Origin of the sequence: Microbacterium sp. (assembly GCF_052102115.1) — a bacterium.
Lineage (GTDB): Bacteria > Actinomycetota > Actinomycetes > Actinomycetales > Microbacteriaceae > Microbacterium.
This window is the reverse complement of the sequence record NZ_JBQDVP010000069.1, coordinates 1-10284: the sequence shown is the minus strand read 5'-3', so window position 1 is coordinate 10284 and position 10284 is coordinate 1. Positions and strand designations below refer to the sequence as shown.

General features: G+C 68.7%; 10 protein-coding genes. 7 read left to right on the top strand and 3 right to left on the bottom strand.

Features of this window, described 5'->3' with window-relative positions; all coding sequences use genetic code 11:
- Positions 1-505 (top strand): metal ABC transporter solute-binding protein, Zn/Mn family (locus ACTICP_RS14630; RefSeq protein ID WP_441893616.1); only part of this gene is annotated, 505 nt, incomplete at its 5' end.
- 32 nt (positions 506-537) lie between these two features.
- A complete protein-coding gene (aztD, locus tag ACTICP_RS14625) occupies positions 538-1728 on the top strand; it encodes a zinc metallochaperone AztD (protein ID WP_441893613.1) in 1191 nt (396 codons plus the stop codon).
- Positions 1729-1806: 78 nt separating this feature from the next.
- On the opposite strand, the gene ACTICP_RS14620 is transcribed toward aztD, so the two are convergent.
- Together ACTICP_RS14620 and ACTICP_RS14615 are read right to left on the bottom strand one after the other, a co-directional pair.
- Complete coding sequence (locus ACTICP_RS14620) at positions 1807-2433, bottom strand: TRAP transporter large permease subunit (protein ID WP_441893611.1); 627 nt, start codon at positions 2431-2433, stop codon at positions 1807-1809.
- A gap of 66 nt (positions 2434-2499) precedes the next feature.
- Positions 2500-3597, bottom strand: coding sequence for a LacI family DNA-binding transcriptional regulator (locus ACTICP_RS14615; RefSeq protein WP_441893609.1), 1098 nt, complete (start codon positions 3595-3597; stop codon positions 2500-2502).
- 114 nt (positions 3598-3711) lie between these two features.
- Here ACTICP_RS14615 and ACTICP_RS14610 point away from each other — a divergent pair, with 114 nt between their 5' ends.
- The 5 genes from ACTICP_RS14610 (at position 3712) to ACTICP_RS14590 (ending at position 8600) form a co-directional block, all read left to right on the top strand.
- A complete protein-coding gene (locus ACTICP_RS14610; RefSeq protein WP_441893607.1) occupies positions 3712-3936 on the top strand; it encodes a hypothetical protein in 225 nt (74 codons plus the stop codon).
- Between the two features lie 75 nt (positions 3937-4011).
- Positions 4012-5418: a glucuronate isomerase gene (gene uxaC / locus ACTICP_RS14605; RefSeq protein WP_441893605.1), complete on the top strand. Its 1407-nt coding sequence runs from the start codon at positions 4012-4014 to the stop codon at positions 5416-5418.
- Positions 5415-6833, top strand: a complete 1419-nt coding sequence (locus ACTICP_RS14600; RefSeq protein ID WP_441893603.1) for a mannitol dehydrogenase family protein — start codon at positions 5415-5417, stop codon at positions 6831-6833. The genes uxaC and ACTICP_RS14600 overlap by 4 nt, the downstream gene beginning before the upstream one ends.
- A gap of 16 nt (positions 6834-6849) precedes the next feature.
- Complete coding sequence (gene manD / locus ACTICP_RS14595; RefSeq protein WP_441893601.1) at positions 6850-8088, top strand: D-mannonate dehydratase ManD; 1239 nt, start codon at positions 6850-6852, stop codon at positions 8086-8088.
- Positions 8085-8600, top strand: a complete 516-nt coding sequence (locus ACTICP_RS14590) for a gluconokinase (RefSeq protein WP_441893599.1) — start codon at positions 8085-8087, stop codon at positions 8598-8600. Before manD ends, ACTICP_RS14590 begins: the two co-directional genes overlap by 4 nt.
- Before the next feature lie 155 nt (positions 8601-8755).
- Here the strand turns inward: ACTICP_RS14590 and ACTICP_RS14585 are convergent, their stop codons facing one another.
- Positions 8756-10222: a carboxylesterase/lipase family protein gene (locus ACTICP_RS14585; protein ID WP_441893597.1), complete on the bottom strand. Its 1467-nt coding sequence runs from the start codon at positions 10220-10222 to the stop codon at positions 8756-8758.
- Positions 10223-10284 lie beyond the last annotated feature (62 nt).

The window sequence follows — 10284 nt, the reverse complement described above, 5'->3', positions numbered from 1 at the left end:
GCAGATGGTGCTCGTCGTCGACGCGATCGCGCCGCTGATCGCAGAGCTCGCCGGAGACGCGGAGGCCGACGTGCTCGACGCAGCCGACGACTACCGCGCCGCCCTCCTCACGCTCGATGAGGAGATGACGACTTCTCTCGCAGCGATTCCCGCTGAGCACCGCGCACTCGTGACCAACCATCACGTCTTCGGCTACCTCGCACGACAGTACGACGTGACCCTTCTCGGCGCGGCCATCCCCGGCGGAACCACGCTCGCCGCGCCGAGCCCCGCAGACCTCCAGGAGCTCGTGACCGCGATCGACACCGCGGGTGTCGGCACGATCTTCGCGGAGTCCTCGCAGCCCGATCGGCTCGTGCAGGTGCTCGCGGATGAAGCCGACCGGGATGTCGCCGTGGTCGAGCTCATCACCGAATCTCTCGCACCGTCCGGTGAACCCGGCGACACCTACCTCGACATGATGCGCGTCAACACCGAGCGCATCGTTCAGGGCCTGAGCCCATGACCCGCCTGAGAGGGCACAACGAAAGGAAGAACATGACACAGCTGAATCGAACCGCGCGTCTCGCGGCCGGCGTCGGGGTGGCCGCGCTGCTGCTGACCGGGTGCTCGGCCCAGCCGCCGGCGGAATCACCCGAGTCGACCTCCACGAGTGCGGATGCTGCGGCCGAGGGGCCGCGCATCGCCGTGGCGTACGCGGGAGGCGTGCTCGTCGTCGATGGCGAGACGCTCGAGGTGATCGAGGACCTTCCGTCCGAGGACTTCGTCCGGCTGAACGCCGCCGGCGACGGCCGCCACGCGTTCGTCACCACCTCGGAGGGGTTCCAGCTGCTCGACGTGCGCGAGCCCGAGCTGACCGACCTGGTCGTGGAAGCGGCGGCAGCCGGGCACGTGGTCAGGCACGGCGGCAAGACGGTGCTCTACGACGACGCGACCAGCGACACCACGATCTTCGACACGGCGGCCCTGGCCGACACCGACGGTGCACTGCCCGAGGCCGAGGTCATCGAGGGCGTCGAAGCGCACCATGGTGTCTCCGTGCTGCTGGAGGACGGCACGTTCGTCACCACCGTCGGAGATGCCACCACCCGCACCGGCATTCGTGCCGTGGATGCCGACGGCGCCGAGCTGGCGACCAGCGCGGAGTGCCCCGGCGTCCACGGTGAGGGCACAGTGCAGGACGAGGCGGTCGTTTTCGGCTGCGAGAACGGTGCGCTCCTCTTCCACGACGGCGAGATCACGAAGCTGACCTCGCCGGACGAGTACGGCCGCATCGGCAACGCCTACGTGTCCGAGGACAGCCCGCTCGTGGTCATGGACTACAAGGACGACCCGGATGCCGAGGGCTCGCTGCTGACGAAGATCGCCCTGGTCGACACCGCAGCCCAGACCCTTGAGAAGGTCGAGCTTCCCGACGGCGTGAGCTACACCTTCCGCGGTGTGACGCGCACCGAGAGCGGAGATGCCGCGATGATCAGCTCGGACGGCAAGCTGCACGTGATCGACCCGGCGACGGGTGAGATCACGGCATCCCACGACGCGATCGAGGCCTGGGAGGGCCCGTCGGAGTGGCAGCAGCCGCACCCGGCGATCGCCGCCGACGGCGACGTCGTCTACGTCACGGATGCCGCGAACCGCACCATCGTCGCGATCGACGCGACCACGGGGGAGCAGGTCGCCGAGGGCGAGCTGCCGCAGACGCCCAACGAGATCGCGCTGGTCGGCTAGGCGGACGACAGCGGGGCTGCGGGCGGACACGATCCGCTCACAGCCCCGCTCCGGTCGCCCGTTCCGGTCGTCCCGGGATCAGCGGATGAGCCCCAGAGTCTCGGGCAGCCACATCGAGATCGCCGGCACGAACGCGACGATGAACAGTCCGACCACGAGCGCCCAGAAGAACGGCCACAGGCGGGCGATGACCTTCTCGAGTCGAACGTTGGCCACGCGTGATGCCACGAACAGGTTGTTGCCGATCGGCGGCGAGATGTTGCCGAGGCACATGTTGAACACCATCATCGCGCCGAAATGGATCGGGCTGACGCCCAACGCCGTCACGACCGGCAGGAAGATCGGCGTGAAGATCAGGATCGCCGGTGTCGGATCCATCACGGTTCCGGCCAGCAGCAGCCCGACCATGATGATCAGCAGCACGACCACGACGTTGTCGGTGAATCCGAGCAGACCCTCGGTGACCAACTGCGGGATGCGTGCGAAGGCGAGCACGTAGCCGAGGATGCCGGAGACGCCGATCAGCAGCATGATGATGCCCGTGACCTTCGCGGCCTCCAGGATGATCTTCGGCAGCTCGCGGATCGGGAGCGTGCGCTGCAGAAGACCGAGGACGAAGCAGTACAGCACAGCGATGACGGCCGACTCGGTCGCCGTGAAGATGCCGCTGAGGATGCCGCCGATGACGACGAAGATCTTATTCATCCATCCGAATCGACAGCATGGCAACCCGTTGCCATGCTTTGTCATGCGGGTGCGGCAACAGCCGGATCAGAACGCGGCCCCTTCGCTGAAGGCCGGTCTGCCCCCGTTCGGCCAGTCGTTCAGGGGGTTGGCGGGGCCGGTGGATGCCCGGGTGACGAGCCGTGCCGGCAGCAGGGCGGTTTTCAGCGGCCCGCCAGGCGAACTCCGCGGAATGCGCAACGTGCCATTCAGGTCATCGAGCAGCGTCTGCACCGCCACGGAGCCGAGCTGACGCAGCGGGGCGGCGACGGTGGTCAGCTGCGGGGTGCAGAAGTCGGCCCCGAAGATGTTGTCGAAGCCGACGACCGAGACATCCTCGGGAATGCGGATGCCGAGACTCTGGAGCCCGCGCATGAGGCCGATCGCCAGCAGGTCGTTGTAGGCGACGACGGCCGTGCTCGGGGTCGCGGCGAGCTCACCGGCCGCCGAGAGGCCGCCGGCCTGCGTAGGCGAGAACGGACCGATCCGGCGGGCACCGAGCCCGAGCTCGTGGCACGCCTCGCGCAGCGCCTGCCAACGGACGCCGTTCGCCCATGAGGCATCCGGGCCGGCGACATAGGTGATCCCGGTGTGCCCGAGAGCGCCGAGGTGCTCGACGGCACGGCGCATGCCGCGAGCGTTGTCGGTCGCGACGCTGGCGATGTCGCTCATCGAGCGGTTGAGCACCACTGTCGGTCGCTGCTTGGCGGCCACCCGGATCGATGAGTCCGACATGCGCGAGGTAGCGAGCATGACGCCCTCCACCATCGGCAGCACGCGGTCCAGGGCCTGCCGCTCGGCATCGACCGACTCCTGCACGTCGGCGACGAGCAGGGTGTAGCCGGCCTTGGTCGCGGTGTCCTCCGCGCCGCGCAGCAGCTCGAAGAAGAACGGGTTGGTGACGTCGGCGACGATGATCGCGAGCAGTGAGGTCTTACCGGTGGGGAGGGCTCTGGCCAGCGGGTTCGTCCGGTATCCCATCTCCGCCGCGACCTGCCGGATGCGTTCGGCGGTCTCGGCATTGACACGGCCGGGGCGTGAGAAGGCGCGCGAGACAGTCGACGGTGCGACGCCGGCGGCTTCTGCCACGTCGTAGATCGTCGGGCGCTCCTTGCGCGGCGGAGGGGATGCGGGCTCCTCTGGCATGTCGTGAGCATAGGTCAGGCGGGCAACAGGTGGCAACCGATTGCGGCTTTGTCGCCAGCACCCCTGAATAGGAGAGAACCACCCGGCGCAGTGCGCACGACGATGAGGATCCGCGTGAACGACGACGACATGCTCGCTGAGACCGAACTCGCCGAGGAGGAGCTCCGGCGACTGGGCCTCGGGTACGTGCACGTGCGCGCCTACGGAGAGCTGGCCTGCCTGGAGGCGCCGCGCGAGGAGATCTCGGCGATCACCGGCGAACCGCTGCGTGCCGAAGTCCTGCGTGCGGTGCGCGGCGCCGGCTTCGATCGCGTCGCCGTGCATCTCGACGCCGACTGATCCGTCGGCCTCGATCCCACGGCCACATATGGCAACCGGTTGACGCAGTTTGGGGTGATCTGAATCATGGAACCCATGCCAGCGCCGCTTGAACTCGATGACGACCGCCTCCTGCCCGTCGACCCCACAACCAGGGCTATTGCACGCGACCTCTACGCCGCCGTCGCCGAGTTGCCCATCATCTCCCCGCACGGACATGTCGACCCGGCGATGCTGCGCGACGACGCCCCGTTCTCCGATCCGGCCGAGCTGTTCATCACCAAGGACCACTACGTCACCCGCCTGCTGCATGCCGCAGGCGTCGATCTCGCCGCGGTCGGCGCAGGACGCACGACCGGTGCCGATCCCCGCGCGGTGTGGCGGGCGCTCGCCGAGAATTGGCATCTGTTCGCCGGCACGGCATCCGGCTATTGGCTCACCCACGAACTCGTCACCCTCTTCGGCATCGATGTCGAGCCGTCCGCGGAGACGGCCGACGCCATCTACGACACCATCGCCGCGCGCCTGGCCGAACCCGCTTACCGGCCGCGCGCCCTGTTCGATCAGTTCCGCATCGACGTGCTGGCGACCACCGATGATCCGATGGACGATCTCGCCGTGCACGCCGAGCTCGCCGCCGACGAGACGTTCCACGGCCGCGTGCTGCCGACCTTCCGCCCCGACGCGTACCTCGACCCGGCGGCTCCCGCCTTCCGCACGAATGTCGAGCGCCTCACGGCATCCAACGGCACTCCCGTCGACGATTTCGCCGGGTACCTGACCGCACTCGAGGCGCGCCGGGCCCACTTCATCGCGCACGGCGCGGTCTCGGCCGACCACGGTGTGGTCGAGCCGTACACGGTGGACCTTGCCGACGACGAGGCGGCCGCTCTGTACCGTCGTGCCGTCGCCGGGGATCTGGGTGCCGCCGGCATCCGTGCGTTCCGCGGCAACATGCTGCTGCGCATGGCGGGCATGAGCGCTCGCGACGGGCTGGTCATGACCATCCACCCCGGGGTTCACCGGAACCACTCCACGGCGACCTTTGACCGATTCGGCCCCGACACCGGGCACGACATTCCGCTGACGACGACGTACACGCAGAACCTCCGCCCCATGCTGGAGAAGCACGGGCTCGAGCGGGGATTGCAGATCGTGCTGTTCACCGTCGATGAGACCGTCTACTCGCGCGAGATCGCGCCGCTCGCCGGCTTCTACCCGAGCGTCTACATCGGTGTGCCGTGGTGGTTCCTGGATGCTCCCGATGCCGTGCTGCGCTTCCGCTCCGCCGTCACCGAGACGGCCGGCTTCTACCGCGGCTCGGGATTCATCGACGACACCCGCGCCTTCCTCTCCATCCCCGCACGGCACGACATGGCTCGCCGCCTGGACTCAGCTTTCCTCGCCCGTCTCGTCGGCGAGGGGCGCATCTCCCGGGCGCAGGCCGAGCGCATCGCCGTCGATCTCGTCACTACTGTTCCGAAGAAGGCCTTCAAGCTGTGAGCGCCGTCGTCACCACCGCGCTCGACCGCACCTCGGCGGCCGAGCGCACCGGTCGTTCCTTCGGCCGCGCACCGGTGCGGATCGCGCACCTCGGCCTCGGCGCCTTCCACCGCGCGCATCAGGCTTGGTACACAGATGCCGTCGACGAGGCGAATGAGTGGGGCATCCGTGCGTTCACCGGACGCAGCGCGACCGCGGCCGAAGAGCTTGCGGCACAGGACGGTCTGTACACCCTGATCGAGCGCTCCGGTGACGGCGACAGCCTCGCGATCATCGATGCGATCGTCGACGCCGTCGACGGCGCGCGCGTCGACATCCTCGCCGAGACGCTCGCCGCCCCCGAGACGGCGCTGCTCACGCTCACGATCACCGAGGCGGGATATGCGGTCGACGGTGAGGGTCGTCCCGACACGGGACTGGATGCCGTGGCATCCGATCTCGAATGGCTCAGCTCCCACCTCGCCGACGACGACCTCGATCTGTCGACAGGCCCGCAGACCGCGCTCGCCCGCCTGCTCACCGGACTCGAGGCGCGTCGCCGCGCAGATGTCGGACCCATCGCCGTGGTCTCGTGCGACAACCTGCCGGGCAACGGCGAACTCACGCGCACGGCCCTGACGTCGCTCGCAGAGCTCGCCGGCGCATCCGACACGCTCGCGTACGTGAACGCGCACGTGACTTTTCCGTCTACGTCCATCGACCGGATCACCCCGAAGACCACCGCCGCCGAGATCGTGCTGGTCCGGGAGCGGACGGGGTGGGAAGACAGCAGCCCCGTCGTGACCGAACCGTTCCACGACTGGGTGATCAGCGGAGAGTTCCCCGCCGGCCGCCCCGCCTGGGAAAACGCCGGCGCACGCTTCGTCGAGGACATCGACCCGTTCGAGCGCCGCAAGTTGTGGATGCTGAACGGCTCGCACTCCTTCCTCGCCTACGCCGGGGCCGCCCGCGGGCACGAGACGGTCGCGCAGGCGATCGGCGACCCGCAGATCCGCGCCTGGGTGAACGAGTGGTGGGATGAGGTCGCCCGCCACCTCACCGCGCCGCATCTCAGCATCGATGACTACCGCACCGCCCTGCTGGAGCGCTTCGACAACGCGCGCATCCAGCATCTGCTCGCGCAGATCGGCAAGGACGGAACCACGAAACTGCGCATGCGTATCCTCGACGTGCTGCTCGCCGAGCGCGCCGCCGGTCGCGACGGCGCCGCCGGCATCCGTGTGCTCGGTGCGTGGGTCTCCCGCGCGCTCGCCGATGCCCTCCCCGAAGACACCAACGGCCGGGCTGTGGCGGAAGCCGTCGCCCAGGGCGAGCACAGCATCCGTGCGCTTCTCACGCTCATCGACGAGCGTCTCGCCGAACCGGATATCGTCAAGGCTGTCACGCGTGCGGCCGCCGACTTCACTCACATCTGACACCATCGGAGGAATCATGATCATCGACAAGGCTGAAGTCATCGTCACCAGTCCGGGGCGGAACTTCGTCACCCTGAAGGTGACGACGGCGGAGGGGCACACGGGGCTCGGCGATGCGACCCTCAACGGCCGCGAATTGGCTGTGGTGGCGTACCTGACCGAGCACGTGGTCCCGCTGCTGATCGGAGCGGATGCGTCGCGGATCGAGGACACCTGGCAGTTCCTGTATCGCGGTGCGTACTGGCGGCGGGGCCCGGTGACGATGGCGGCGATCGCCGCGGTCGACATGGCACTGTGGGATATCAAGGGCAAGGCCGCGGGGATGCCGGTGTACCAGTTGCTGGGCGGCGCGTCCCGTCAGGGCCTGATGGCCTACGGACACGCCTCGGGCAAGGAGCTGCCCGAGCTGTTCGATTCGATCCGGTCGCACCAGGAGCAGGGCTACAAGGCGATCCGCGTGCAGACGGGGGTGCCGACGCTGAAGGCGATCTACGGCATCGCCGCGCAGGGCGCGGACGTCGGCGACGCCACGGTGCGGTACGACCACGAGCCGGCGCGTCGCGGTGCGAAGCCGGTCGAGGAGGACTGGGACACCCGCGCGTACCTCAACCACCTCCCCGGAGTGTTCGAGGCCGTGCGCAACGAGTTCGGCCCCGACATCCCGTTACTGCATGACGGGCACCACCGGATGACGCCGATCCAGGCGGCGCGGCTGGGCAAGGATCTCGAGCCGTATGACCTGTTCTGGCTCGAGGACTGCACCCCGGCCGAGAACCAGGAAGCTCTGCATCTGGTGCGTCAGCACACCACCACGCCGTTGGCGATCGGCGAGATCTTCAACACGGTGTGGGATTTCAAGGACATCATCCGTGACCAGTTGATCGACTACGTGCGCGGTGCGGTCACGCACATGGGCGGCATCAGCCCGTTGAAGAAGACCCTCGACTATGCGGCGATGTATCAGATCAAGTCCGGCATGCACGGGCCGACCGACATCTCCCCGGTCGGGATGGCCGCCGCGATGCACCTGGGAATGAGCATCCACAACTTCGGCATCCAGGAGTACATGAAGCACTCCGAGAAGACCGATCAGGTCTTCCGCCAGTCCTTCACCTGGACCGACGGGTACCTGCACCCTGGCAACGAGCCCGGCCTCGGCGTCGAACTCGACGTCGACGAGGCGGGCAAGTACCCGTACGAGCAGGCCTACCTGCCGTACAACCGCCTCCTCGACGGAACGGTCCACGACTGGTGAATGAGAACGCCCCGCTGATCTGCGTCATGGGGGTGTCGGCGTCGGGCAAGTCCACCGTCGGCATCGCCCTCGCCGAGAGGCTGGGCGTGCCGTTCACAGATGCCGACAGCCTGCACTCCGATGCCAATCGGGCGAAGATGAACGCCGGCACCGCGCTGACCGATGACGACCGCTGGCCGTGGCTCGACGCGGTCGGCGAGCGGTTCGGCGCGGCATCCGGAACAGGACTCGTGATGGCGTGCAGCGCGCTGCGGCGGGTGTACCGCGATCGGATTCGCGCGTCAGCGCCCGGAGTTGTGTTCGTGCACCTGACCGGGTCGCCGGAGCTTTTGGCTTCGCGCGCCGGCGCGCGCACCGATCATTTCATGCCGGCGTCGTTGCTCGACTCGCAGATCGCGACGCTCGAAGCGCTCGGCGATGACGAAGCCGGCATCGATGTGACCGTCGACCGGGCGCCGGACGTGCTCGTCGACGAGATCGTGGCGCGGCTCCGGTCGGCTTCGTCTCGCTGACGCTCGCTCAGCCCGTTTCGTCTCGCTGCGCTCGCTCAACGACCCGCTGCGGCTCGCTCAGCGCGTGGTGCGGGTCGTTGAGCGGAGCCCGGAGGGCGCAGACGAAACGCGTTGAGCGAGCGGAGCGAGACGAAACGTCCCCGGCCCACCCCGCCTCACGCGAGTGCGAGCACGCTGTCGTAGGCGTCTTCGGTGAGCGCAGGGCCGGTGCCGCCGAAGATGCGTGAGATCCCCGGCGCCGTCGACCAGGCCGGCCACCCTGGATCGCCGTCCATAATGAAGCGCACCGCGGCGCCGTGCATCTCGCCCGCCAGCTTCTGCGGCGGGTTCTCCCCGGCAAGAGACGCGACCTTCTCCCGGTCGAGTCCGTCGAACCAGAACGGTACGTCGAGGCAGTGGCATGCCCACCCCTTGGTGGGCGATACCCACGAGAACCGGTAGGTCCAGGTCGCGGCATCCGCCTTCGTCCTCGCCTCGGCGACGCGCGGGACGAGCACGCGGAAGACGTGATCGCTGATGAAGCGCCCGACCATCGCGACGCCGCCCCTCTGGCGCTGCGCGTCGTTGGATGCGAGGTAGGCCCGCCGGATCGCACGGCCGCGCAGGAACGGCAGGAGCAGGATGCCGGCCGGAATCCACCGGAGCCATCTGCCCTCGCGCTCGGCGACCATTGTGAACTCGTCGTCCGTCGCGCCGAGCAGCAGCGGTTTGTCGGCGCCGACGCCGGTGGCGAGCGCGTCGATGGTCGGCCGCTCGATCAGTTCGCCGTCGACGGTCGGACCCCACGGCAGGCCGTCGGTGAGCAGGTCGAGGACCATGCCGATGCCTTTGCGGGGCGTGGCCGCCTGCGGTTGCAGTTGGCGGATGCGGCGTTCGGTGAGACTGCGGTACCCGGTGATGTCGGGTGTGACTCCGCCGAGCTCGGCGAGCCGTTCCGCACGTCGCCGGGCGGTCTCCAGCGGAACGTCGGCGACGGCGCCCGAGAATGAGAGCGCCTGGTGGAAGAGGTGCTGTGCCTGCGGCATCCCGAGCAGCGTCAGTACGGCCCCGCCGCCGGCGGACTGGCCGCCGATCGTGACGCGGGAGGGGTCGCCGCCGAAGGAGGCGATGTTCTGCTGCACCCATTCGAGGGCGGTGATCCAGTCGCGCACGCCACGATTGGCGGGCGCCCCCTCGATGTGCCCGAACCCGTCGAAGCCGATCCGGTACGAGATCGAGACGGTCACGACGCCGTCGCGGTTGAATCGCGCGCCGTCGTACCAGGGGCTCGCGGGTGACCCTTCGGTGTAGCCGCCACCGTGGATCCAGACGAGCACGGGGAGCGCGCCGTCGAGGTCGGGGGTGAACACGTTGACGTTCAGCGTGCTGGTGCCGGGGATCGCCGGTTCGGGGATCAGGTTGTCGACGCCGGTGATCCGCAGCGGTGTGGCGCCGTACTGCGTGGCATCCAAGGGATCGGTCCACGGATCGGGCGGGACGGGCGCGGCGAAGCGCAGGTCACCCGTCGGCGGTTTCGCGAACGGGATGCCGAGGAACGCCGCGGATGCTGCGGGTGTGCCGTGATCGCGCCAGACACCGCGCACCGGGCCGGATGCCGTGGTGACGATCGGGGACTCGGCCACGCGTACTCCTCAGCCCGCGCTGCGGCGGGCGTCCCAACCCGTGCGCACCATCTCGTCGACGG